The organism is Acinetobacter brisouii CIP 110357, from assembly GCF_000488275.1.
GTDB classification, from domain to species: domain Bacteria; phylum Pseudomonadota; class Gammaproteobacteria; order Pseudomonadales; family Moraxellaceae; genus Acinetobacter; species Acinetobacter brisouii.
The window spans coordinates 242,621-267,486 of sequence record NZ_KI530763.1 but is presented as its reverse complement, the minus strand read 5'-3'; the positions used below and the strand labels follow the sequence as shown (position 1 = coordinate 267,486).

Sequence of the window (24,866 nt, the reverse complement as noted above, 5' to 3'; positions counted from 1 at the left end):
ACGGAGTAATGCTATGGATGAGGTTCAAGTAGAAAGAATTCTACAAAATCCAAAATTCAAAGAAATGGTTAGCCGCAAAAGTAAGTTAAGTTGGACATTAACCATCATCATGTTGGTGATCTATGTTAGCTTCATGCTTCTTGTCGGTTACAACAAAGAATTCTTAATGAGTTCTTTTAGTGGAGGCGTCACGACTTGGGGAATTCCTCTCGGTCTAGGTATCATTGTCTTGTCTTTTGTTTTATGTGGTGTGTATTCGTACATCGCCAACAATACATTTGACCAGTTGAGTGCAGAAGCTATGAAAGAAGTTGAAGCGATTACGCATCAAAAAACTTCTGCTTCTCAATCAAATGCAAATCAAGGATGAGGATACGCGGATGAATTGGACTTCTCTAAAAACAAAAGCTCTGCTTGCATCAACAGCACTTTGTTCAACAGTTGCGATGGCAAGCCCTGATCTTGGTGCAACTGAACAACAGGCAACCAACTGGCACGCGATTATCATGTTCGTGATCTTTGTTGGTTTAACTTTGTTCATTACCAAATGGGCGGCTAAACAAACTACCAGTACCAAAGACTTCTATACCGCAGGTGGTGGTATCAGTGGTTTCCAAAATGGCTTGGCCATTGCGGGTGACTACATGTCAGCTGCATCATTCCTCGGTATTTCCGCAATGGTGTTTAGCTCAGGTTTTGACGGTTTGCTGTACTCACTTGGTTTCATGGTGGGCTGGCCAATCGTATTGTTCCTTGTTGCTGAACGTCTACGTAACTTGGGTAAATACAACCTGTCTGACGTAGTATCTTTCCGCTTGGAAGAAAAACCAGTACGTACACTTGCTGCATTTAGTTCGTTGGTTGTTGTGGCGTTCTATCTGATTGCACAAATGGTAGGTGCAGGTCAGTTGATCAAACTTCTATTCGGTTTGAACTATAACATTGCAGTTATTGTCGTTGGCTTACTGATGATGGCTTATGTAATCTTCGGTGGCATGTTGGCAACCACTTGGGTACAGATCATTAAAGCGGTCATGTTACTGAGCGGTGCAACCTTTATGGCGTTCATGGTAATGAACTCTGTTGGTTTCAGCTTCAGCGAAATGTTTACTAAATCTATCCAAGTCTTTGGTGACGTACGTCATATCAGCTTCAGCGATGCATCTAAAATCATGGGGCCTGGTAAACTTGCAGCAAACCCGATTGATGCACTGTCTCTTGGCTTGGCATTGATGTTTGGTACAGCAGGTCTGCCACATATCTTGATGCGTTTCTTCACAGTAAAAGATGCGAAAGAAGCACGTAAGTCAGTGGTTGTTGCAACAGGTTTTATTGGTTACTTCTACCTATTAACTTTCATTATCGGTTTTGGTGCGATCTTGTTCGTATCGAACAATCCTCAATTCCTTGATGCTGCAAAAATGGCAATGACTGGCAAATTGGAATTGATTGGCGGTAACAACATGGCAGCTGTGCATCTAAGTGATGCTGTAGGCGGCGACATGTTCATGGGCTTTATTTCAGCAGTAGCATTCGCAACAATTCTTGCGGTTGTTGCAGGCTTGACCTTGTCAGGTGCATCTGCAATTTCTCATGACTTGTATGCAAACGTGTTCAAAAAAGGTCAAACAACACCTGAATCTGAACTTCGTATGTCAAAAATTGCAACACTTGGCCTTGCAATCTTTGCGATGATCTTGGGTATCTTGTTTGAAAAACAAAACGTTGCATTCATGGTAGGTTTGGCATTCTCTGTTGCTTCTTGTGCAAACTTCCCAGTACTCGTATTGTCAATGTTCTGGAAAGGTTTAACCACTCGTGGTGCGGTAATTGGTGGCGTTGTTGGCTTAGCAACAGCAGTGATTATGATTGTATTGTCTAAAGCAGTTTGGGTAGATACGCTTAAAATCGCTGAGACTCCAGTTAACCCATTGAATGGTCCAGCAATCATTGCAATGCCATTGTCGTTCATCTGCTGCTGGTTCTTCTCAATTACTGATAACTCAGCGCGTGCACAAAAAGAACGTAAAGCGTTTGATGCTCAGTATGTTCGCTCAATGACTGGTATCGGTGCATCAGGTGCATCTGATCACTAATCGTTGAATCGATAAAAAAAAGCTCCGTCAGGGGCTTTTTTTTATGCCTAATGAATAAACATATTAGACAATGTGCTTCATACAGAAAAACTGTTAGAATAACGCGCCTATCTTCTTTAGCTATCTATAGTTGTTTCTCATGACTACCAATACCCAAATTACTGAAGATCGTATCCTGATTCTGGATTTCGGTTCGCAATATAGCCAATTGATTGCACGTCGTGTACGTGAAGCAGGCGTATATTCTGAAATGTATGCGTTTGATATGTCTGAGGAAGACATTCGTGCATTTAAACCAAACGGCATTATCTTGTCAGGTGGTCCTGAAAGTGTGCATGAAGAAGGTAGTCCACGTGCACCACAAGTTGTGTTCGAACTTGGCGTACCTGTTCTTGGTATTTGCTATGGTTTACAAACCATGTCTGAACAGCTTGGTGGTAAAGTTGAACCAGGTACTGTGCATGAGTTTGGTTATGCAGAAGTCGATATTTTGGTACGTGACCAATTGATTGGTAACCTGCAAGACAAAGAAAACCAACTTCATGTTTGGATGAGTCATGGCGATAAAGTCAGCCAGATTCCAGAAGGTTTTGTGGTGACTGCAAGTACACCAAGCTGTCCATTTGCTGCGGTGAGTGATGAAAAACGCCGTTTTTATGGCGTACAGTTCCACCCAGAAGTAACACATACTGCAAAAGGTGCAGAACTTCTTGCTAACTTTGTACATAAAATCTGTGGTTGCCGTGGTCTTTGGACACCAGAACACATTATCGACTTGCGTGTAGAACAGCTTCGTGCCCAAATTGGCGATGAAAAAGTTCTTCTTGGTTTGTCAGGTGGTGTAGATTCATCTGTTGTGGCTGCGCTTTTACATAAAGCGATTGGCGATCAGTTAACTTGCGTATTTGTAGACAATGGCTTGCTTCGTTTAAATGAAGGTGATCAAGTCATGCAAATGTTTGCAGACAACATGGGGATTCGTGTGATCCGTGCTGATGCTGAAGAGCGCTTCTTGACAGCTTTGGCAGGTGAAGTTGATCCTGAGAAAAAACGTAAAATCATCGGTCGTGAATTCATTGAAGTATTTGCCGAAGAAGCACGTAAACTTGACGGCGTGAAATTCTTGGCACAAGGGACAATTTACCCTGACGTGATCGAATCTGCTGCAAGCAAACAAGGTAAAGCACACGTAATTAAATCACATCATAACGTGGGTGGTTTACCAGAAGATTTAGCTTTTGACTTGGTTGAGCCATTACGCGACTTGTTCAAAGATGAAGTGCGTAAATTGGGTACAACTCTAGGTTTGCCACACAGCATGATCTACCGTCATCCATTCCCAGGTCCTGGTTTGGGCGTGCGTATTTTGGGTGAAGTGAAAAAAGAATATGCAGATATTCTTCGTCTTGCCGATGATATTTTCATGCAAGAATTACGCGATAGCGGTTGGTATGACAAAACTGCTCAAGCCTTTGCTGTGTTCCAACCTGTGAAATCAGTTGGTGTCGTAGGTGATGGTCGTCGTTATGCATGGGTAATTGCACTTCGTGCAGTTGAAACTGTGGACTTCATGACAGCGCGTTTTGCACACTTGCCGTATGAGTTGGTTGACAAAATCTCAACTCGTATCATGAATGAAATTAAAGATGTATCACGTGTAGTCTATGACGTGTCATCTAAGCCACCAGCAACAATTGAATGGGAATAATTTTTCTATATTGTTGTTAATGAAAAGGACGCGTAAGTGTCCTTTTTTATTTATACTTAGATAAAAATTGAGATTTTAATCAGAGAAAAATAATGACCTTGCCAACATATGATCAATTAATGCTTCCATTAATGAAATTATTGGCTGAACAAAAAGAAGCGATCAGAATTTCACAAGCAGCAGACTTACTTGCTAGTCAATCTAATTTATCTGAAGATGAGTTAAATCAAACTTTACCCAGTGGAAAAAATATTTTTAAAGATCGAGTGTCTTGGGCTAAAACTTATTTAGTTAAGGCAGGTTTAGTTCAACAACCCAAAAGAGCATTTTGTGAAATTAGTAACTTAGGGAAAAGTCTTGATTTAAGTCATTTTGATTCAATAACAAATGAATTTTTAATGCAGTTTGATGGGTTTAGTGATTTTAAGTTAGGAAAATCTTTATTTGTGAATCAACAGCTAAAGGATGGTGTAATTGGTATTATTCCGAATGAAAAAGATGCGAGTCAAACACCAGAAGAAATAATACAGACGACAACTGAATTGTTAAATATGAGTTTAAAGACTGAATTACTTCAGTTGATTAAAGATAATTCTCCTGCATTCTTTGAAAAACTAGTCGTTGATTTACTGGTGGTAATGGGCTATGGAGGGTCTCATCAAGATGCAGCACAAGCGATTGGTAGAACAAATGATGGTGGAATTGATGGAATCATCAGTGAAGACCGTTTAGGTCTAGATAAAATTTATATTCAAGCCAAGCGTTGGGAAAGTACAGTTGGTCGACCTGATATTCAACAGTTCAAAGGGGCTTTGGCAGATCAGGTTGCTAAAAAAGGTGTATTTATTACTACGTCCAATTTTAGTAAGGAAGCAGTTGAATCTGCGAAGAAATCAGGAATAGTTCTAATTGATGGTGACAAACTAACATCGTTAATGATTGAGTTCGGTTTGGGTGTACAAGTAGAAAGAAGCTTCCATATTTATAAAATAGACCAAGATCGGTTTGATGAAGATAATTTTTAATAGCGCTTTGGCGCACTTTTTTATGTAGGTATATATTTTATTCTTTGATTTTTCAAATAAAAAAAGCTGGCAATCATGCCAGCGGATAGTCGAAATTTAATTTAGATAACAAAACTTGCAGGCATCGTTAGATTATTAATGGCTGTGTAAATTTCAGAAATACTCTGACAAACAATTAATTTGGCGCGGTGTTGTGGTGGAAGAAAGCCTTCTGCAACTGCATGGTCAAGTTGGGCAATTAAAGCGTTATAAAAACCATTGACGTTATAAAGCATCATAGGTTTTTGATGCTGATCTAATTGTCCCCAAGTAGCAATTTCCAGAATTTCTTCAAATGTACCCAAACCACCTGGCAGAGCAATAAAAGCACTGGCACGTTCAGCCATCATGGCTTTACGTTCATGCATACTCTTGACAATATGCAACTCTGTCAGCCGTTCATTGGCAACTTCATAGTCCAGCATAAATTCAGGAATGACGCCCACGACATCACCGCCATGTTCCAGTACGGTATCTGCCACCTGACCCATCAAACCAATACTTGCACCACCATAAACAATTCCAAATCCATGTTCGGCCAAACCTTGCGCCAATTGAATCGCACTTTCCAAATAAATCGCTTTATTACCTACACGGGAGCCACAATATAATGCAATCAGTGCTTGCGTCGTTTTTACTTTGTGATCTTTATTCATATTTACAACACTATTCATCTTTTATTCTCACCTTATCATGTTTTCTTGTTTTAGATTAAGCAAGAAATATGACAATTTGATGCGAAAGTTATTGTATTTTTAACGTATTTTGTAAACTTTATCATCAGTATGGTGGTCTTAAATCAGCTCGAAAGAACTGTCTCGAAAAAGCTCGATTTTTTGAAAAACTCTCATGAAAAGAGGATAAAAATGGTGAATTTCTAAAAAATCTTGCCTATACTGAAAATTCGATTCACAACATATAGATCAACATGGGTAGTGGTTGTAGGCGCTCGCACGATTTTTCAACAACTCAAATTTTGAACTGCATTTCGGTTCATTCTTTCTTTTTGACGCAAGTCCAGTTTCCAGTTAAAGCTTTCCTCGGGGAGTGTGATCAATGATTTTCGAATGGATGTCTGATCCCTCAGCATGGGTAGGCTTGGCAACACTGGTGATTCTTGAGGTGGTTCTCGGGATCGATAACTTGGTGTTTATTGCGGTTTTGTCAGAAAAGTTGCCATTAGAGCAACGAGGTAAAGCGCGTATCGTTGGCTTGTTGCTAGCGTTGTGTATGCGTATGGTTTTATTGGCATCCATAGCATGGATTGTCACTTTAGATCAGCCTTTATTTCATATTTTAGGACATCCTTTTTCTGGGCATAATCTGATTTTGCTGTTCGGTGGTGTATTCCTGTTATTTAAAGGCACCATGGAGCTGCATGAACGTATTGAAGGTAACCTGCATTTAAAAGATGAAAACCCAGTCCATGCGGCTTTCTGGGTGGTGATTGCCCAAATTGTCGTCCTCGATGCGGTATTCTCACTCGACAGTGTGATTACTGCTGTCGGGATGGTGAAACACTTGCCTGTGATGATGATTGCCGTGGTCATCGCTGTCGGTATTATGCTTTGGGCATCCAAACCGCTGATGGATTTTGTCAACAAACATCCAACTGTGGTGATTTTGTGCCTTGGCTTTTTGATGATGATTGGTTTCTCTTTGGTGGTGGAAGGCTTTAATTTCCATATTCCAAAAGGTTACCTATATGCAGCGATTGGCTTCTCAGTCTTGATTGAAGCGATTAATCAGGTTACTCGTCGTAATCAGGCACGTACAATTACCACAACTGATTTGCGTTATCGGACGGCTTCGGCAGTTATGCGTATGCTAGGTGGTAAGTCGAACAACAATACGAATGACGTTACTTCTGAGCATGATGTTTTGGCAACACATGCCTTTGCTGAAGAAATGTTTGATGGTGCAAATAGCGCATATCATAGTGTCATGGTGCAAGGTGTTTTAGGCTTGTCGGAACGTCCTGTTAAATCGGTCATGACGCCACGACCTGAGCTGGAATGGATTGATCTGGATGATCATCCCGAGCAGATTCGTGAGCATATGACACAGATGACCCATTCACGTTTGATATTTGCCCATGGTGAGCTGGATAATCTAGCGGGAATTGCCCTGACGCACAAAATCCTGAATGAGTATATTGAAACAGGTAAGCTGAACTTTACGGGTCATTTGCGTGAACCGATGATTGTGCATGAAAATGCTCAGGTACTCATGGTGATGGAGCAGCTACGTCAGGCACCATTACAAATGGCAATTGTGTTAAATGAGTATGGTTCAATCGAAGGGATTGTCACACCAATTGATATTTTAGAAGCCATCGCAGGGGAGTTCCCTGATGAAGATGAAATGCAGGCCGCTGCTGAAAGTCTGGAAGATGGTTCGCTCATGATTGATGGTTCAACCGATATTCGTCATATCTCTTTGTTGCTCGGACGTGACTTGGTTGATGAAAGTGAAGAGTACTCAACACTGTCAGGATATTTACTGTTGCATTTGGGACGCTTACCCGAAAGTGGTGATGTGATTGAGGTTGATGATTATCGCTTTGAAATTGTCACTATGGATGGGCATAAAATCGAGAAAGTCCATATTGTCCCCAAAGCACAACCTGAACAAACATCCTAAGTCTGGTTTTGCTAAAATAGCCCTTTAAATAGGGCTTTTTTATGAATGAACAAACCTGCCCATGTGGTCATGGGCAATACGCTACATGCTGTCAACCTTTACATCAAGGCATAGCCAGCGCCCAAAGTGCAGAACAGCTCATGCGTTCACGTTATAGCGCATTTGCCAAACATGAGATTGATTATATTGTTAAAACTACGGCTTTAGGGCAGCAGAAGCAATTAGACCATGCTGCGCTCGATGCATGGAGCCGACATAATCAATGGCAGAAACTGGAGATTCTAAACAGTTTGCCCAAGCTGGATAAATCCCATGCCATGGTGGAATTTAAAGCTTACTATTTTGATGGTCAGGAAAATCAAATTCACCATGAACAGTCCTATTTTGTTTACTATGCCGATCAATGGTTTTTTCTGGATCCGACATTGCCAAAAACATTCAGTATGAAGCAAGCCTGCCTGTGCGGTTCGGGGAAAAAATTTAAACATTGTTGTGCGAGTTTTCTTTAGAATAACGTTTGTTTTGAGTTACCTAAAAAAGGTTTCAGGGAATGCTGTTAACGGTCATTTATATTGTGGCGATTACCGCTGAAGCCATGACAGGTGCCTTGTCTGCGGGTCGACGCAGCATGGACTGGTTCGGTGTGATTCTGATTGCCTGTGTCACTGCGCTCGGTGGTGGGTCGGTACGTGATGTTTTGTTGGGACATTATCCTTTGGGATGGGTGAAACACCCTGAATATCTGATGCTGACGTCTTTTGCAGCGCTGGTCACAATTTTTATTGCCAAATGGATGAAGCATTTACGTTCTATCTTTTTGCTGCTCGATGCTTTGGGGTTGATTGCCTTTACCATTATTGGTTGTCAGGTCGCGATTCAAATGGGGCATGGCTTTGTGGTGGCAGCGGTGGCAGGCGTATTGACGGGTGTGTCTGGCGGAATTTTGCGCGATATTTTGTGTAACGATATTCCATTGGTGTTTCGCCGTGAACTCTATGCCAGCATTTCCTTTGTTGCTGTCATCTGTTACTGGCTGTGCAGCATGCTCGATTTAACACTTGAAGTCACCAGCGTTATTACCTTGTTGTTTGGTTTTATCTTAAGGGTGATTGCGATTTATTTTGGTCTGGAAATGCCGAAATTTATCTATAAAGAAGATGATGGACATTCGGCATCATCGATTGATGAATAAGACATTGTGTAGAACACGTTTCAATGCCTTTTAAATAACCTATTGATTTGAGAACAGCTTATGGATCTTGTATCCCGCGTGCAACGCTTACCGATTGGTCGCTTTCATTATAATCTGTTGTGGATGGTTGGTTTGGGCTGGATGTTCGATGCGATGGATACTGGCATCATCGCATTTATTATGACCAAGCTGGTGCATGACTGGAGTTTGACTCCTGTAGAAAGTGGCTGGATTGTGAGTATCGGTTTTGTCGGTATGGCAATTGGTGCAGTGTTTTCAGGTGCGTTAGCTGACCGTTTTGGGCGTAAGAATGTCTTTGCCAGCACTTTGGTCATTTATAGTATTGCGACTGGATTATGTGCGTTTGCTCCAAATTTGACTGTGCTTCTGGTCTGTCGTTTTATTGTGGGATTGGGCTTGGGTGGGCAGTTGCCTGTAGCGGTGACTCTGGTCAGTGAATATGTGCCCGCACAGGTACGTGGACGTTTTATTGTATTGCTGGAAAGTTTCTGGGGGCTAGGCTGGTTGGTTGCCGCCCTGATTTCTTATTTTCTGATTCCGCATTTTGGCTGGCATATTGCCTTTTTAATCGGTGGTTTACCCCTGTTTTATGTTTGGGTGATTTTTAGCAAAGTACCCGAATCTGTGCCTTATTTAATTAACCGCAATCGAATTGAAGAAGCTCATATGTTGATCCAAAAACTGGAGCGGCAGGCAGGGGTTGAGGTTATTCAAGAGATTGAAGTGCAGCCTGTCGCACATCAGCAGAAAGTATCCTTTCAGCAGTTATGGCAAAAACCATTTGTGCGTAGAACCCTCATGCTGTGGTTGATCTGGTTTGGAATTGTATTTTCTTATTATGGTATTTTTACCTGGTTGCCGAGCCTTCTGGTGAAGCAAGGCTATGATATTGTTAAATCTTTTGAATATGTCCTATTTATGATTTTGGCACAGCTTCCTGGCTATGTTGCGGCATCTTGGTTAGTGGAAAAACTTGGGCGTAAAGCGACACTCGCAGGTTTTATCGGCTTTTGTGCAGTGTCGGCGTACTTTTTTGGACAAGCCAACAGCGACAGTGAAATTATGCTGTGGGGCTGTTTAATGTCCTTTTTTAATCTGGGGGCGTGGGGTGTTTTATATACTTATACGCCAGAGCAATATCCAACCAATATCCGTGCATTTGGCTCAGGTTGGGCGGCAGCGATTGGGCGGATTGGCGGCATTGTCGCGCCGATTGTGGTCACGCATTTAATCGTTGATCCAGAGGCTTTTCATCATGTCTTTATGATGTTTACGGTGGTGCTTTTAGTGGTTGCTGCGGTCATTCTTATTCTTGGAGAGGAAACTCAAGGCAAAACGCTTGAGTCGATTGGATTGTAAGAAAACGATCCTAACGATTTCTAATCGCTAGGATCGCCAATTTATTAAGGCTGATATTTAGGCGAACGTGGTCCATAAAGTAGACCAATACCGCCCTGTTGAGTCGGGTTGAGCATTTGAGAGCTGACAATAGCAGCAGCTTTATAACCCGAATCAGACTTTTGATTGATCACCTGATCCACAACAGAAATGACCAGCATCGCGATCAAGTTGTTGTTATTGTCATTATTAGACAGAACGATGCGTTTCGAACCTGTCCATAAAACAGTACCTGTGTTCAAATCAACCAGTTTGGCATCTGCCGAGACAGTGGTTGTTGTCTGAATGACTTGATACTTCGAGCCATATTCTTTTAAGTGAATATATAAGCCAGCATCTGCGCCAAAAATCTCTTTGAGTTTTGCTGCAGGAATTGACTGTGCATCATGCCCGTTGGTTACACCATTTTCTTTAAACATGCGATCCACAATGCTTAAGGGGAAAACATAGTAACCTGCTTCTGCAACAGGCACAGTGGTGGTTGACCAAAAACTGTAAGTTGCACGCGGCTCAGGGCTGTCATTGACAGGTGGTAAAATCAAAATCGAATGCGGCATATGTTGTTTATATACCGTTGCATCGTATTGAGGTTTGATGGCTTGGTGGGTTGCACAGCCTGTTAAGCTGATGCCGAAGCAAGCCAGAAGCAATAACGTCATATTTTTCATGATATTGTTCCTTAATTGGCTTTCAATTGAGCCAATAAGCGATTCATCAATACGCTGGCTTCTGGGTAGCTTTGTTTTTCCAGTTCAAAATACTGAGCTGCTTTTTGAGTGTCAGTATGACTATACAGTAGTCCTAAATGCGCATATAAACCTGGTGGAATGGCTTGATTTTTAGCGCGCGCTTTTTCAATATCAGCTTCTAATACGCTGATTTGCTTGGCTGGAGAGGCTTTTTCAGGTTGATTAAATCCTAAATAAACCTGCTGAGGATAATTGCCCCAATGGTAAAGCGTATTGGGTTGCGAAGCACAACCCGTCAAGCCAATGGCAAGTCCAAGACTTACCCATGGTAAAATTTTTTTCATGTGATGTTATTCTCTGGCTTATTTCTGGATATTCCACTGATTGTTTTGAATATCGTTGACCAGATGATTGACTGCTTCACGAATGGCTAAATCCAGCACTTTACCATTTAAGGTTGAGTCATAAGACGCATCACTGCCAAAGCCTAAAACTTCGCGTTGGCTGAGTGAGTATTCACCACTGCCTTGCACCGAATGTACGATTGCTGAGGTTTGTACATCGACAACATTCAAATTGACTTTGGCATAAGCCACTTGTGCTTTGCCACGTCCAAGTAAGCCAAATAATTGCACATCGCCCACTTCTTTACGTCCAAATTCAGAAACATCGCCTGTAATGACATAACGAGCGCCCTGAATTTTCTGAGCTGAACCACTAAAACCAGTTTCCTGTTTCAGTTCAGATAAATTGTCACGGTTTAAAACGGTAAAATAGCCTGTTTGCTGTAAATGGGTTTCTAAAATGGTTTTGGCTTGTCCACCTAAACGATCAACATTGTCCGAGAAGATGCCACGCATATAGCTTGAGCGGTTATCAAATTTCCCAATAGAAATACTGGTTTTTGTACCTGTGTATTTATTTGCGCTCAGTGCAGCATTCACTTGAGGAGATTGCAAAACCGTTGATTTTTCAACAGGCGCACAGCCACTGACCAAAACACCGAGTGCGAGTAAAGAGCAGCCCATATAATGAATTTTCATAAATTATTTTTTCCAATCTGGTTATAATCAAGCTTATGTAATCTAATAAATATTATAAATCAACCACATTACATAGCCTATATTATAAAGAAGCAGGGTGTAAAACCCAAAGGAATGTGTGAATTGTATGCAATAATTTAAGAAAGTAGAAAAAATCAGCGAGATCATAGAGTTTTAATTTACGTTTGAGTCTCGATCTTGTTAAATAGCCATATTCATTGTTTCTTTCCCTTAGCATTCAGATAGGTTCAATTCTTTTATGACCAATCTTGCGCATCATGCGACAGAAAACCGCTCCGTAGCAGAGTTTACCGAACAAGCCTACTTAAATTATGCCATGTACGTGATTATGGATCGTGCATTGCCCCATATTAGTGATGGTTTAAAACCTGTACAGCGCCGTATCGTCTATGCCATGAGTGAGCTAGGGTTAAAGCACAGTGGCAAACCGAAAAAGTCAGCACGTACAGTGGGCGATGTACTGGGTAAATACCACCCACATGGTGACTCGGCATGTTATGAAGCCATGGTGCTCATGGCGCAGCCATTTAGTTATCGTTATCCGTTTATTGAAGGGCAAGGCAACTGGGGTTCACCCGATGATCCGAAGTCTTTTGCGGCAATGCGTTATACCGAAGCCAAGTTGTCACAGTTTAGTGAGTTGTTACTGTCTGAGCTTGGGCAAGGCACGTGTGACTGGCAGGACAACTTTGATGGTTCGTTGAAAGAACCGATTAACTTGCCTGCACGTGTGCCAAATATCCTGTTGAACGGTACAACAGGTATTGCTGTGGGTATGGCAACCGACATTCCACCCCATAACCTACGTGAAGTCATCAAAGGAACGATAGCCCTGATTCGTAACCCGAATCTGAGCGATGAAAAAGTCGCAGAATATATTCCAGGCCCTGACTTACCGACCCAAGCTGAAATTATTACGCCACCAGATGAACTCCTGAAAATCCAGACGACTGGGCGTGGCAGTTACCGTATGCGTGCAGTGTATACGGTTGAAAAAAATGAAATTGTGATCAGTGATTTGCCATATCAGGTGTCTGGCTCAAAAGTCGTAACGCAAATCGCAGATCAGATGCTGGCGAAGAAATTACCTTTAGTCTCTGACATTCGTGATGAATCGGATCACCAAAACCCAACTCGCTTGGTGATCGTGCTGCGTTCCAACCGTGTTGATGCAGAGCAGGTGATGAGCCACTTGTTTGCGACCACTGATTTAGAGTCTAGCTATCGGGTCAATTTAAACATGATTGGGGCAGATGGTCGCCCACAGGTTAAATCGATTCGTAAAATCCTGCTGGAATGGATCGAAATTCGTAAAGCAACCGTCACCCGTCGTTTGCAATATCATTTAAATAAAATTGAAAAACGCCTGCATATTTTGGCGGGTTTGTTAATTGCGTATTTGGATATTGATACTGTTATTCAGATTATTCGTGAATCAGATCAGCCGAAACAGGCATTGATGGAAAAATTACAGATCGATGAGATACAGGCCGAAGCGATTCTGGAACTGAAATTGCGTCAACTGGCAAAACTCGAAGAAATGCAAATTCGCCAAGAGCAGGATGAGCTTTCAGCCAAAGCAGCGATTATCCGTGAGCAATTGGCAAATCCTGAGTCATTGAAAAACCTCGTGATTAATGAACTCAAGGAAGATGCGAAAAAATTTGGCGATGAGCGCCGTTCAGCGATTGTACAACGCGCTGAAGCAGTACAGATTAAAGAGCAGGATTTGATGCCAGCCGAAGCTGTAACGGTTGTGTTATCTGAAGCAGGCTGGATTCGTGCCGCAAAAGGTGCAGAGGTCGATGCCGAGAACTTAAATTACCGCGCAGGCGATCAGTATTTGAGTCATGCCGTTGGTAAGAGTAATCAACGAGTTTATGTGATAGATCAGACTGGGCGAAGTTATGCATTGCCAATCAATAGCTTACCGTCAGCACGTGGTTTGGGTGAACCTTTAAGTTCGAAACTTGCTCCTGCCAATGGCGTAGCATTTACTCAAGTGCTGATTGAAGACGATCAGCAAGAATTACTGGCAGCGAGCAGTGCGGGTTATGGCTTTAAAACCCAAGCCAATACCCTCGACACCAATGCCAAAGCAGGTAAGGCCTTCCTGAGCATACCTGATCAGGCTCAAGCGTTACCTTTAATGCCAATTCAACAAAAAAGTCATGTTGCACTGTTAAGCTCTAGTGGGCGTGTCTTGGTTGTTGATTTGCAAGAATTACCTGTTTTAAACAAAGGTAAAGGCAACAAATTGATACAACTTCAGGACAATGAAATTGTTGTGGATATGCAATTATTGAATTTATCTGATGTGATTCAGGTGGTTGCAGGGCAACAACAATTGAAATTAAAAGGCGATGACTTACAAAAATACCTTGGAAAACGTGCAGCAAAAGGACAACTTTTACCACGTGGTTATCAAAAAGCAAATAAACTCATAGTTCAGACATTGATCTAGTAAGCCAATTTTGAAATACGTTATATATGTTATTGTGGAAACAAAAGCGCGTTGGGCATAAGAAACTCAACAATCAGGTACATAGCATACAACGCGATCGGATCGGATTACAGATTGGAGATTAAAAGCATTATGGAAAAAATTTGGATTAATGAATACAAAAAAACAGGTATTCCCGAAATAGTCGAGCTGCCATCCGAAAATACTTCCTTAATTGATATTTTTGAGCGCAATTTTCAAAAATATGCTTCTCGAGATGCTTTTATTTTCATGGATAAAACCATTTCTTATGCTGACGTTGATCGCGAAAGTAAGAAATTTGCCTGTTATTTGCAGAGTTTAGGTTTAGCAAAAGGCTCACGCGTGGCAGTAATGATGCCAAACGTATTTCAATATCCGATTGTCAGTTTGGGGATTTTTCGGGCGGGTTTGATTTTGGTCAATGTGAACCCGCTTTATACTGCACGCGAACTTGAACATCAGCTGAATGATGCAGGTGCAGAAGTTTTGGTGATTATTGAAAACTTTGCTTCAGTGTACCAAAAAATTATTGGACATACGCCTGTCAAGCATGTGGTGGTTGCATCGGTTGGCGATATGCTGGGTTTTGTGAAAGGCAATCTGGTGAATTTTGTCTTGCGTAAAGTACGTAAACAGATTCCTGACTGGGATATTCCAGGACATATCCGTTTCAATACTGCATTGCATAAAGTTAGCCCAAGCCAATATAAACGCCCGATCGTCACCATGAGTGATACCGCAGTATTGCAATATACAGGTGGAACTACAGGGGTATCTAAGGGTGCTGAACTGACGCATCGTAACCTGATTGCCAATATGCTGCAATGTGACACCATGTTCCAGAGCAAATTTGGTCAAGACTCACAGGAAGTCGAACGCTTGGTGTGTGCTTTGCCGCTGTATCATATTTTTGCGTTTACGGTATGTGAACTGTACGGTATGTATAAAGGTTTCAGTAACTTACTGATTCCTAACCCGCGTGATTTAACTGCATTGACCAAAGAACTTGCTAAATTCAAGCCAACAATTTTCCCTGCGGTCAATACCTTATTTAATGCCTTGGTCAATAATGATGGTTTCCGTCAGTTAGATCATAGCCAAATGAAGCTGGCACTCGGCGGTGGTATGGCTGTCTTACCATCAACTGCTGAAGCATGGAAAAAGCTGACAGGTATTATTATCCATGAAGGTTATGGCTTGTCAGAAACCTCACCAGTTGCCACGTTTAACCCGCCAGCTTCCTCTGAATTTAGTGGTTCGATTGGGATTCCACTGCCTGCAACTGAAGTTGCCATTTTAGATGACGATGGTAAAGAAGTGGCGTTGGGTGAGCAGGGAGAAATCTCGATTCGTGGCCCTCAGGTCATGAAAGGCTACTGGAACCGCCCAGATGAAACTACAAAAAGTATGACTGCAGACGGCTTTTTCCGTACAGGGGATATTGGCGTCATGAATGATCGTGGTTTTATTAAAATCGTCGATCGTAAAAAAGACATGATTTTGGTGTCTGGTTTTAATGTTTATCCTGCCGAAATTGAAGAAGTCGTTGCGAAGCATCCAAAAGTTCTGGAAGTTGCAGCCATTGGTGTACCTGATGAAAAATCGGGGGAAGTGCCAAAACTATTTGTGGTGAAAAAAGACCCAAGCCTCACCACAGAAGAACTGCTGGCTTATGCAAAAGATAATCTGACAGGTTATAAACGCCCACGTTATGTGGAATTTATGGACGAATTACCAAAATCCAATGTCGGTAAAATCTTGCGTAAAGATTTACGTAATAAAGCCAAGTAAGTTTTCAGCCTGACAAAATAAGATCGAAATTTCGGTCTTATTTTTTGGGTTGTTGCATCAGTTTGTCTAAATAAGGGCGTGCGATATAGATAATAATCAGAAAAGGTAACATGCCAACCATTTGTAAACGTAATGGTTTAATTTGTAATGTTGTAAAAGTAAGGTAGTTGTCGACCAAACCATATATGACACACAGAACCAGCCATAACCAGATTGACCAGCGTTTAATGCCAACAGCATAAAATGCAACGGTTAACATGATGAATGTGCCAAGAGTTGACTGCCATGTCATATTGGCGCAAATGGTGGTAATCAGTAGGGCTAAGATTGGTAATACAATTTTTAAGATACGATCGACGCGCTTTTGAGCAAGCATTTGTTGTGATAAGGCATTTAACAAAGTTTGTTGATCTTGATCGATCATTCGGGTATCCACATATACATAATAGAAAGCCCTATATTTAACAAAAAAAATCACAGAAAAGCCATGTTATGATGAGCTCCTGTCTAATTTCAATAAGAGAAAACATTCATGCAAAGCATAAGCGGGATTATTTATCTGATTTTGACTGCATGTTTATTGCCTTATGTATTTGCCGTGATCGCTAAAATAGCAGGTGGATATACTGCCAAAGATAATCAGAATCCTCGTGAATTCTTGGCGAAAACTACAGGTCTGGCTGCCAGAGCCAATGCGGCGCAACAAAATAGTTTTGAAAGTTTACCTTTATTTTTAGCATCTGTGCTGATGGCTGAGTATATGGTCTTGAATCAAGCCATGATTATGACGCTCGGCATTGCTTATATTGTGCTGCGTATTTTGTATGGGATTTGCTACTTGGTAAACTGGGCAACGTTACGTTCAATCATTTGGGTATTCTCGATGGCATGCCCGATTTTATTGTTGGTGTTTACCTTGCGCCTAGTTTAAGGCGCCTGAATATTTTCCCAATCAAATCATGTGCCATGTATAATTGGGCACATGATAAAACTTGAGTCTCTCAACTCAATTTTTTCAATTTGTTTCCATTTAAAGAGTATTGTCATGAGCTACAACAATATCCCTGCGGGTAAAGATGCACCAAATGATATCTATGTGATCATTGAAATTCCTGCGAATGCTGCACCAATTAAGTACGAAATTGATAAAGATTCAGATGCATTATTTGTAGACCGTTTCATGGGTACAGCAATGTTCTACCCAGCAAACTATGGTTATGTGCCAAATACCTTGTCTGAAGATGGTGACCCATTAGACGTGTTGGTTGTGACTCCACATCCAATCGCTGCGGGTTCTGTGATTCGTTGCCGTCCTGTTGGTAAATTGAACATGGAAGATGACGGTGGTATCGATGCGAAATTGGTTGCTGTACCGCATGACAAATTGACTCCATTGTACAAAGATGTACAGGAATACACAGATTTGCCAAAATTATTGATCAGCCAAATCGAACATTTCTTCGCACACTACAAAGATTTAGAACCTGGCAAATGGGTTAAAATCTCTGGTTGGGAAGGTGCTGATGTTGCAAAAGCTGAAGTTGTTAAAGCAATTGAAGCTGCTAAAAAATAAGTCATTTTTTGCTCATGCTTGTGAGCAGAATGTATTTATATAAAAAAACCTACACTTTACAGTGTAGGTTTTTTTCATTCGTATTAATCAGTCATGATTAAAAGAATTTGATAGGGATATCTAGGAAGATACGTGTTTCGTTGGTATCAGGCATGTAGTAGTCGTTTGCATAAGCTTGGCTATTACGATAAATAGATTCACGTAGACGCACGTTTACGCCTTTTGCAAAGCCAGATTGAACAGTGTATTTAAGCTGGTTGAAGAATTCGCTTTCTTTCGCATTTTGCGTTGTTTTGGTGTTGATATCCCAACCATAGACATACGCAGTTGTAAATGATAAGCCAGGAACACCGAAAGCACCTAAATCAACACTGTATTGAACTTGTGCAGATTTTTCACCACGACCGTTAAAGTCTGAAAGGTAAGAGTTTGGCAGGTAAATACTTTGGAAACCATCCGCATTTTCGTTATAAGCATAACCTGTGTTACCTGTGCTTTGTTGGTAAGCAAGCATTACACTATGAGGGCCATGGTTATAAGTTGTAGAGAAAGCCCAAATGTTATTTGAACGATCAGAAGAATCAGCGGTCAATTTAGAAGAAGATGCACTTGCACCTTTATCCCACTCAGTGTGATAACCACTCAAGTCATATGTTAATGAACTTTTATCACTTAGTGGTTGTTTAAAGTTCAAATCAGCATAATGGCGTGTAAGCGCATCTTTGCTGTCTAAACCGTAATAAGACGCATTGAATTTGTCATTAAATTTATATTTTGTGCCCCAAACATAAGCACGTTTTAAATGATTTTGGTCTGTAGCAATCTGGTCAGACATTTGATCTTTGGTAAATTCACCAGCGATCACTTCTAAATTTTTAATTTCATGGCTAGTAAGTAAAGTCCCTGTGAAATATTCAGGTACCATACGTGCTGTGTTGCTCGCTAGAACTGGAATATCAAGAACTTGTGTACCATAAGTTAAAGTTGTATTTGAAGCGCGCACTTTGACATAACCACCGCCACGAGTCCATTGATCATATGGATCATTACGATTGTCATTTTTCCAAGGAATCATTTGGTTGCCAGAGTGCTTATTGTCACCGAGTTTAAATGAGAAATCACCAATGACACCGACGGCAACGCCGACAGTCCCTTGAGTGAAACCAGATTCAGCATTCAACATAACAGATTGAACGGTAGAGCGAGTGTCTACACCTGGTGCAACATTTTTTTTATCACGGTCAATAAAACCTGTACGTAATAAAACTGATGCGCTTGCATCTTCAACAAAGCCTTTAGATTCGCTTTGTTCACTTGCAAACGCGGGAGAGAGTAAAGTAGCCTGAATTAAAACTGCTAAGGTTAGCTTCTGTGCTTTTAGCATTGGTTGCCCCTAAAAGTAAAATAAAACCCGTAACGCTGTTTGATACAGAAAGTTACAAAGTGTGGTTTAATCTATAATAAAAAGATTGCAACTATCAATATTATTTCATGATTTTTTCACTAAAGTTTCATATGGTTTTAATATATCTATATTTTTAAATTTAAAACCTGATGATGAAATAGATCATTTATACTTTTTTTGGATATAAATGAGATTTATTTTCATTTTTTGGCAACATTCATAATAATTTCCTAAATAAAACATACTATGTTATATGTATTTTAGTTTGCTTGGCTTCAACAAATCCTTGCTGAAGCATATGCACTTTTTTTATACAAATAAATCACTAAAATGAACTAAAAGTGATCAATTTTATAAAAATGATGAGCCGAATAATCATTTGCTGGCAAGGAAAGTTGGCATAAGTCTTGCTAATACTAGGTGGGTTGCAAGAAATAACCAAAAAATCGAATTCACGGTTTGGGGAGAAATCACAAAATGAAGAAACTACTCACAACAGCATTATTTGCATCGGCATTGTCAACAGGAGCAATGGCTGCAGAAAACAATACATTGGCACAATATGGATTAACATTTAGTGGCAATGTGGCATTGACTTCAGACTATCGTTTCCGTGGTATCAGTCAAACTATAAATGACCCTGCGATTCAGGGATCATTTACTTTGGCACATTCTAGCGGTTTGTATTTTTCTACTTTTGCTTCAAATGTTGACTTTGATGGTGAGAATGTTCCACATTTAGAGCTCGACCCATCGATTGGTTTTACAACCACTTTGCCATTATCCAGCAAAATTAAGCCAACGCTCGATGTTGGGGTTGTGGAATATAACTATCCAAGCCATAGCAAAGATTGGGACTGGACAGAATTTTACGCCAAGTTAACATTTGCAAGCTTAATCACCAATGGCGACAGTCTATTTACCAATGTGAACTACACCAATGACTGGGGTGGCTATACAGGCAGTAATTCTTGGAATGTCAACGCGAGCTACTCATTCCCAATCGCCAAAGGTTTTGGTGGTGTCTTGGGTGCTGGCTATACCAAAGCGGATAAAGACATCTTTGGTTATGGTGACAAAAAACATGACAACTTTACAGACTGGAAAGCGGGTGTCACCTATAGCTTTAAATCAGTATCTGGTTTAACTGCCGAGCTGGATGCGATTGGTAATAATTACAATACCAGTGGTTTGCCAAATGCCGTCAAACGCGAAACTGGTACAGGTGCGGTCTTTACTTTGACTAAAACCTTCTAAAAATAGCTGATCTACCCAAAAAACCGCATGTAAAACATGCGGTTTTTTTATGTCGCAACATTAGCCTTGAAATGGGCTGCGATAGGACAGTGCTTCAGAAAGATGAGCTGTGGAAATAGACTCACTTTGTGCCAGATCAGCAATACTGCGTGCTACTCGCAGTACCCGATGATAGGCTCGGGCAGAAAGGTTGAGACGTTGTTGTGCAAGCGCCAGCATTTTTTGAGAGTCGCTAGACAGCACAGCATATTGTTCAAGTTGCTGAGGGGATAACTGCTGATTACTAAACCCTTGGCGGGAGAGCTGAAATTGATAAGCTGCCAAGACCCGAGCACGAACTGTTGTAGAAGTTTCACTTGGGAGCTGGGTTTGCAGGTCTTGTGCCGAGAGTGGCGGCACATCAATATGTAAATCAATACGATCCAGCAATGGCCCTGAAATTCGGTTCTGATAGCGTTTAATCGCTTCAGCAGAACATTGGCAACGGCTGTCCTGATTAAAAGCATAACCACAAGGGCAGGGATTCATGGCTGCAACCAGTTGAAACTGTGCTGGGAACGTCATCTGCCGAGCTGCTCGCGAAATCACAATTTCCTGATTTTCTAAAGGTTGGCGCAGAACTTCTAAAACCTTACGATCAAATTCGGGAAGTTCATCTAAAAATAACACCCCTAAATGGGCAAGCGTAATTTCACCTGGTTTTGGCTGTGAGCCTCCTCCAACCAGCGCAATTGCTGACGCGGTATGATGTGGTGCACGAAAGGGGCGCTGTCCAAATTGATAAGATTGATTGGCAACCGAATAAATACTGGCAACGGTGAGACTATCTTCTTGATCGAGTGCGGGAAGAATACCAGGGAGCCGTGATGCCAGTAAGGTTTTACCTGTGCCAGGCGGGCCACGAAATAAAATAGAATGTCCGCCAGCCGCCGCAATTTCTAAGGCACGACGCGGTCGAAGCTGACCTTTAATATCTGCCAGATCCAGTAACTGCGGTGAGGTGGCAAGGTTTTGCAAGGGGAGCGTGACCTGAATCGGTTGCTGTTCTAAAAAATGTTGGCAAACTTGCTGAAGTGAACTGGCTGCATAGACGTCAAGCTGTTGTAACTGGGCAGCTTCATTGGCATTGTCTGTTGGCAATAACAGTTTATGCTGGGCTTTCTGACAAGCCAACGCAATACTTAGCGTACTCGAAACAGCGCGTAATTGCCCATCCAGAGCCAGTTCACCGATCAATTCGTAGTCTGTAATTTTCTGGTCAGGAATTTGCCCAGAAGCAATTAAAATTCCCAAGGCAATTGGCAAATCAAGCCGTGAACCATCTTTGGGTAAGTCTGCAGGGGCTAAATTGATCGTGAGGCGTTTGGTCGGGAACTGAAAACCACTATTAATGATTGCTGAACGGACTCGATCTTTACTTTCGCGTACCGCAGCTTCAGCTAAGCCAACAATTGTTAAAGAAGGTAATCCTTGACTGACATGGACTTCAACTTCAATAAGGGGAGCATGGAGTCCCAATACTCCCCGTGTATAAATTTTAGCAAACGACATGTTATTTTAGTTCCGTTTTGGTGCTTATTATTTAATCAAAATTCTATTTTTTTGCACAACTATGGTGCTTATTTTTGTGATTGCAGGCTGTTTTCAAGTTGTTTAATTTTTTCATCTAAAATTGCTAGGCGTTGATTTGCAATAAATAGTGCATTTTTTTGGCGCTGAATTTCCTCTTGAGAGACTAAATCCATGCGACTCACAGCTTCATTGAGGAGCGCCCTTAAATTGTGCTCCAAGTCCTTTTTGGGCTGATCAATTTGCTCTAATATCGCCTCTAATAAGGTTTCAATCATTATAAGATCCTCATAAATGTGCAGAAAATGTTAAAAATCTGCAGCATTCTAGCATGATGTGTTTAGAGCATCATAAATTGAAAAAAAACTTCTTTTTTTTCTGATCTATGCACGTAAAGCGTTAAAATAGGGTATAAAGTGGATTCATGTCAGATATTTCTGTATTCCCCTAACCGCAGGGATATTGGCATGAAAATTGAACATAAAACCTTACAGCTGAACAACAAGCCGAAGGAAAACAAACATGAAGCTCGTAACTGCAATTGTAAAACCATTCAAATTGGATGATGTGCGTGAAGCACTCTCTGAAATTGGTGTTCAAGGGATCACCGTAACCGAAGTTAAAGGTTTCGGTCGCCAAAAAGGTCATACGGAATTGTACCGTGGTGCTGAGTATGTCGTTGATTTCCTACCAAAAGTTAAAATTGAAATTGCCATTAGTGATGAAATGGTGGATTCAGTGATTGAATCTATTACCCGTGTCGCAAGCACAGGTAAAATTGGTGATGGTAAAATTTTTGTCACCAACCTTGAGCAAGTTATCCGTATTCGTACAGGTGAAACTGGTCCAGATGCTGTGTAATTTGGCACGAAGTTTGCTCAGTAGAGTTTAGCTCGCAAAAGATTAAGGTTGGGGGATACACATGAAAAAAATAATCATGGCGCTTAGTTTATCTGGCGCATTATTTGGTGGTTCTGCTGCTTGGGCAGAAGAAGCAACGTCTTCTGCACCTAAACAAACAGTAGTTGCTGCATCGGACGCAACAACCACGGCAGCATCTGCCACCACTGCAACACCAGCATTAGCACCCGCAGCAACAACGCCTGCTCCTGCGCCAGCAGCCAAACCAAAATTGGATACTGGTGATACGGCATGGATTCTCATCTCTACCGCATTAGTCCTTCTGATGACCATTCCGGGATTGGCTTTATTCTATGGCGGTATGGTTCGTAAAAAGAACGTATTGGGAACCATGGCGCATAGCTTTATGGCAGCCGTGATTGTGAGTATTGTCTGGGTGGTGATTGGTTACACCTTGGCATTTGATACAGGCAATGCTTTTATTGGTGGTTTTAGTAAAACCATGCTGGCTGGTATTAATACGGATACTTTGCAGGGAACGATTCCAGAAATTCTTTTCGTTATCTTCCAAATGACTTTTGCAATTATTACAGTCGCGATTATTAGTGGTTCTGTTGCTGAACGTATGAAGTTTGGCGCATTCGTGGCATTTATTACCATTTGGGTGATTGCAGTGTATGCACCAATTACTCACTGGGTTTGGGGTGGCGGCTGGTTAGGCACAGATGGTGCGCTTGACTTTGCTGGTGGTACAGTCGTGCATATTAACTCTGGTGTTGCAGGTCTGGTTGCTGCATACCTCTTGGGTAAACGTATTGGCCTTGGTAAAGAATCTATGGCACCACATAACCTTGTCTTGACGGTTATCGGCGCAAGCATGTTATGGGTGGGTTGGTTCGGTTTCAATGGTGGTTCAGCTTTAGGTGCAAATGGCGCTGCAGGTTATGCCGTGCTCACCACACAAGTTGCCGCCGCCGCCGCCGCTATTTCTTGGTTGTTTGTTGAAAAAATGATTCGTGGTAAAGGTTCTGTGTTGGGTGTAGCTTCTGGTGCGGTTGCAGGGCTTGTTGTGATTACACCAGCAGCGGGTTATGTGACTGTAAGTGGTGCTTTAATCATGGGCTTGATCGGAGGCGTGGTATGCTTCTGGGGTACAACAGGTCTTAAACGCTTACTTAAAGTCGACGATTCACTCGATGCTTTTGGTCTACACGCCGTAGGTGGTATTGTGGGTGCAATCTTGACAGGTGTATTTGCAAGCTCATTCATCATGGGAAGCAAAGCGCCAACAGATATCGCACACCAAGTTTGGGTGCAAGTTGAAGGTGTACTTGCAACAATTGCCTACAGTGGTATTTTGACTTTCGTGATCTTGAAAGTGATCGATGTGGTCATTGGTCTACGTGCGAGCAATGATGACGAGCGTATGGGTCTTGACCTTAGCCAACATGGCGAACGTATCGAATAAGTTCTCGCTTTTAGATTGAAAAAACAGCTCCAATCGGGGCTGTTTTTTATTTCAAACACAACATTTAGTATCTGGAAGATTTTTGATACACTAGAATTACCGTTTTGCTTGATTCATTGTGTAATGCATTGTCCGTTTTGTAATGTTGCCGATAGCAAAGTGATTGACTCACGTTTAGCTGCGGAAGGAAGTCAGATTCGTCGTCGTCGTGAATGTCCAAGTTGTGGCGAACGTTTTACGACATTTGAAAGTTATGAAGTGGTTATGCCACGTGTGATTAAATCAAATGGTAAAAATGAACCATTTGATGAAGCTAAATTACGCCGCTCACTGATGCATGCTTTGCAGAAACGTCCAGTCACACAAGAACAAATTGAAACTGTACTCAGTGATATTCAAATTAAGATTCGTCGTTTAGGTGAGCGTGATGTCAGCTCGCGTACCATTGGTGAAATTGTGATGCAGGCTTTGTTTGGTTTAGATCATGTGGCGTATGTTCGTTTCGCTTCGGTTTATCAGGATTTTCAGGATGTAGAAGCTTTTCGCCAACATATTGAACTCATGCAACAACGAGAACACTAA

General features: G+C 41.5%; 24 protein-coding genes. 16 read left to right on the top strand and 8 right to left on the bottom strand.

The annotated features are described in order from the left end of the window. The first annotated feature begins 13 nt into the window (after nucleotides 1–13). The 4 genes from P255_RS12095 (at nucleotide 14) to P255_RS12080 (ending at nucleotide 4,829) form a co-directional block, all read left to right on the top strand. A complete protein-coding gene (locus tag P255_RS12095) occupies nucleotides 14–370 on the top strand; it encodes a DUF485 domain-containing protein (RefSeq protein WP_004749970.1) in 357 nt (118 codons plus the stop codon). Between the two features lie 10 nt (nucleotides 371–380). Next, nucleotides 381–2,096: a cation acetate symporter gene (locus P255_RS12090; protein WP_004902634.1), complete on the top strand. Its 1,716-nt coding sequence runs from the start codon at nucleotides 381–383 to the stop codon at nucleotides 2,094–2,096. A gap of 139 nt (nucleotides 2,097–2,235) precedes the next feature. Next, nucleotides 2,236–3,804: a glutamine-hydrolyzing GMP synthase gene (gene guaA / locus P255_RS12085; protein ID WP_004902633.1), complete on the top strand. Its 1,569-nt coding sequence runs from the start codon at nucleotides 2,236–2,238 to the stop codon at nucleotides 3,802–3,804. A gap of 92 nt (nucleotides 3,805–3,896) precedes the next feature. Then, on the top strand, nucleotides 3,897–4,829 hold the full coding sequence (locus P255_RS12080) for a restriction endonuclease (protein WP_004902631.1): 933 nt from the start codon (nucleotides 3,897–3,899) through the stop codon (nucleotides 4,827–4,829). 101 nt (nucleotides 4,830–4,930) lie between these two features. On the opposite strand, the gene P255_RS12075 is transcribed toward P255_RS12080, so the two are convergent. Then, complete coding sequence (locus tag P255_RS12075; RefSeq protein ID WP_004902629.1) at nucleotides 4,931–5,542, bottom strand: LOG family protein; 612 nt, start codon at nucleotides 5,540–5,542, stop codon at nucleotides 4,931–4,933. Nucleotides 5,543–5,924: 382 nt separating this feature from the next. On the opposite strand from P255_RS12075, the gene P255_RS12070 reads away from it, so the two are divergent. From P255_RS12070 to niaP, 4 genes are read left to right on the top strand one after another with little or no spacing between them, the layout of a single operon-like run. After that, nucleotides 5,925–7,511, top strand: coding sequence for a TerC family protein (locus P255_RS12070; protein WP_004902626.1), 1,587 nt, complete (start codon nucleotides 5,925–5,927; stop codon nucleotides 7,509–7,511). 41 nt (nucleotides 7,512–7,552) lie between these two features. Then, the gene (locus P255_RS12065; protein ID WP_004902624.1) at nucleotides 7,553–8,020 is read left to right on the top strand and encodes a YchJ family protein; all 468 of its coding nucleotides are present in this window, start codon (nucleotides 7,553–7,555) and stop codon (nucleotides 8,018–8,020) included. A 41-nt stretch (nucleotides 8,021–8,061) separates the two neighbouring features. Continuing rightward, a complete protein-coding gene (locus tag P255_RS12060; protein WP_004902622.1) occupies nucleotides 8,062–8,703 on the top strand; it encodes a trimeric intracellular cation channel family protein in 642 nt (213 codons plus the stop codon). Nucleotides 8,704–8,763: 60 nt separating this feature from the next. Then, nucleotides 8,764–10,083: a niacin transporter NiaP gene (gene niaP / locus P255_RS12055; RefSeq protein ID WP_004902620.1), complete on the top strand. Its 1,320-nt coding sequence runs from the start codon at nucleotides 8,764–8,766 to the stop codon at nucleotides 10,081–10,083. 44 nt (nucleotides 10,084–10,127) lie between these two features. Here niaP and P255_RS12050 read toward each other — a convergent pair whose 3' ends face one another. Genes P255_RS12050 through P255_RS12040 form a run of 3 tightly spaced genes read right to left on the bottom strand, consistent with a single transcriptional unit; the run spans nucleotide 10,128 to nucleotide 11,839 of the window. Next, nucleotides 10,128–10,790, bottom strand: a complete 663-nt coding sequence (locus P255_RS12050) for a DUF799 domain-containing protein (RefSeq protein WP_004902619.1) — start codon at nucleotides 10,788–10,790, stop codon at nucleotides 10,128–10,130. Nucleotides 10,791–10,801: 11 nt separating this feature from the next. Further along, nucleotides 10,802–11,155, bottom strand: coding sequence for a DUF4810 domain-containing protein (locus P255_RS12045; RefSeq protein ID WP_004902618.1), 354 nt, complete (start codon nucleotides 11,153–11,155; stop codon nucleotides 10,802–10,804). A gap of 18 nt (nucleotides 11,156–11,173) precedes the next feature. After that, complete coding sequence (locus P255_RS12040) at nucleotides 11,174–11,839, bottom strand: CsgG/HfaB family protein (protein ID WP_370664282.1); 666 nt, start codon at nucleotides 11,837–11,839, stop codon at nucleotides 11,174–11,176. 274 nt (nucleotides 11,840–12,113) lie between these two features. Between P255_RS12040 and parC the strand changes: the two genes are divergently transcribed. Continuing rightward, nucleotides 12,114–14,339, top strand: coding sequence for a DNA topoisomerase IV subunit A (gene parC / locus P255_RS12035; protein ID WP_004902616.1), 2,226 nt, complete (start codon nucleotides 12,114–12,116; stop codon nucleotides 14,337–14,339). A gap of 132 nt (nucleotides 14,340–14,471) precedes the next feature. Continuing rightward, on the top strand, nucleotides 14,472–16,151 hold the full coding sequence (locus P255_RS12030) for a long-chain-fatty-acid--CoA ligase (protein WP_004902614.1): 1,680 nt from the start codon (nucleotides 14,472–14,474) through the stop codon (nucleotides 16,149–16,151). Between the two features lie 37 nt (nucleotides 16,152–16,188). Here the strand turns inward: P255_RS12030 and P255_RS12025 are convergent, their stop codons facing one another. Beyond that, nucleotides 16,189–16,575, bottom strand: coding sequence for a hypothetical protein (locus tag P255_RS12025; RefSeq protein WP_004902613.1), 387 nt, complete (start codon nucleotides 16,573–16,575; stop codon nucleotides 16,189–16,191). Between the two features lie 108 nt (nucleotides 16,576–16,683). Between P255_RS12025 and P255_RS12020 the strand changes: the two genes are divergently transcribed. Continuing rightward, on the top strand, nucleotides 16,684–17,082 hold the full coding sequence (locus P255_RS12020; RefSeq protein WP_004902610.1) for an MAPEG family protein: 399 nt from the start codon (nucleotides 16,684–16,686) through the stop codon (nucleotides 17,080–17,082). A gap of 114 nt (nucleotides 17,083–17,196) precedes the next feature. Beyond that, nucleotides 17,197–17,724, top strand: a complete 528-nt coding sequence (gene ppa / locus P255_RS12015) for an inorganic diphosphatase (protein ID WP_004902608.1) — start codon at nucleotides 17,197–17,199, stop codon at nucleotides 17,722–17,724. Nucleotides 17,725–17,821: 97 nt separating this feature from the next. On the opposite strand, the gene P255_RS12010 is transcribed toward ppa, so the two are convergent. Further along, nucleotides 17,822–19,108, bottom strand: coding sequence for an OprD family outer membrane porin (locus P255_RS12010; protein WP_004902605.1), 1,287 nt, complete (start codon nucleotides 19,106–19,108; stop codon nucleotides 17,822–17,824). 498 nt (nucleotides 19,109–19,606) lie between these two features. Between P255_RS12010 and P255_RS12005 the strand changes: the two genes are divergently transcribed. After that, nucleotides 19,607–20,386: a TorF family putative porin gene (locus P255_RS12005; RefSeq protein ID WP_004902603.1), complete on the top strand. Its 780-nt coding sequence runs from the start codon at nucleotides 19,607–19,609 to the stop codon at nucleotides 20,384–20,386. A 60-nt stretch (nucleotides 20,387–20,446) separates the two neighbouring features. Here the strand turns inward: P255_RS12005 and P255_RS12000 are convergent, their stop codons facing one another. Together P255_RS12000 and P255_RS11995 are read right to left on the bottom strand one after the other, a co-directional pair. Then, nucleotides 20,447–21,937: a YifB family Mg chelatase-like AAA ATPase gene (locus P255_RS12000; RefSeq protein ID WP_004902600.1), complete on the bottom strand. Its 1,491-nt coding sequence runs from the start codon at nucleotides 21,935–21,937 to the stop codon at nucleotides 20,447–20,449. 68 nt (nucleotides 21,938–22,005) lie between these two features. Further along, nucleotides 22,006–22,233, bottom strand: a complete 228-nt coding sequence (locus P255_RS11995; protein WP_004902597.1) for an accessory factor UbiK family protein — start codon at nucleotides 22,231–22,233, stop codon at nucleotides 22,006–22,008. Nucleotides 22,234–22,477: 244 nt separating this feature from the next. Between P255_RS11995 and glnK the strand changes: the two genes are divergently transcribed. The 3 genes from glnK to nrdR all read left to right on the top strand — a co-directional run bounded on the left by glnK (nucleotide 22,478) and on the right by nrdR (nucleotide 24,866). After that, nucleotides 22,478–22,816, top strand: a complete 339-nt coding sequence (gene glnK / locus P255_RS11990) for a P-II family nitrogen regulator (protein ID WP_004749947.1) — start codon at nucleotides 22,478–22,480, stop codon at nucleotides 22,814–22,816. Between the two features lie 61 nt (nucleotides 22,817–22,877). Next, nucleotides 22,878–24,284 (top strand): ammonium transporter, encoded by a 1,407-nt coding sequence (locus P255_RS11985; RefSeq protein WP_004902594.1) that lies wholly within the window; start codon nucleotides 22,878–22,880, stop codon nucleotides 24,282–24,284. A gap of 123 nt (nucleotides 24,285–24,407) precedes the next feature. After that, complete coding sequence (gene nrdR / locus P255_RS11980; protein ID WP_004902592.1) at nucleotides 24,408–24,866, top strand: transcriptional regulator NrdR; 459 nt, start codon at nucleotides 24,408–24,410, stop codon at nucleotides 24,864–24,866.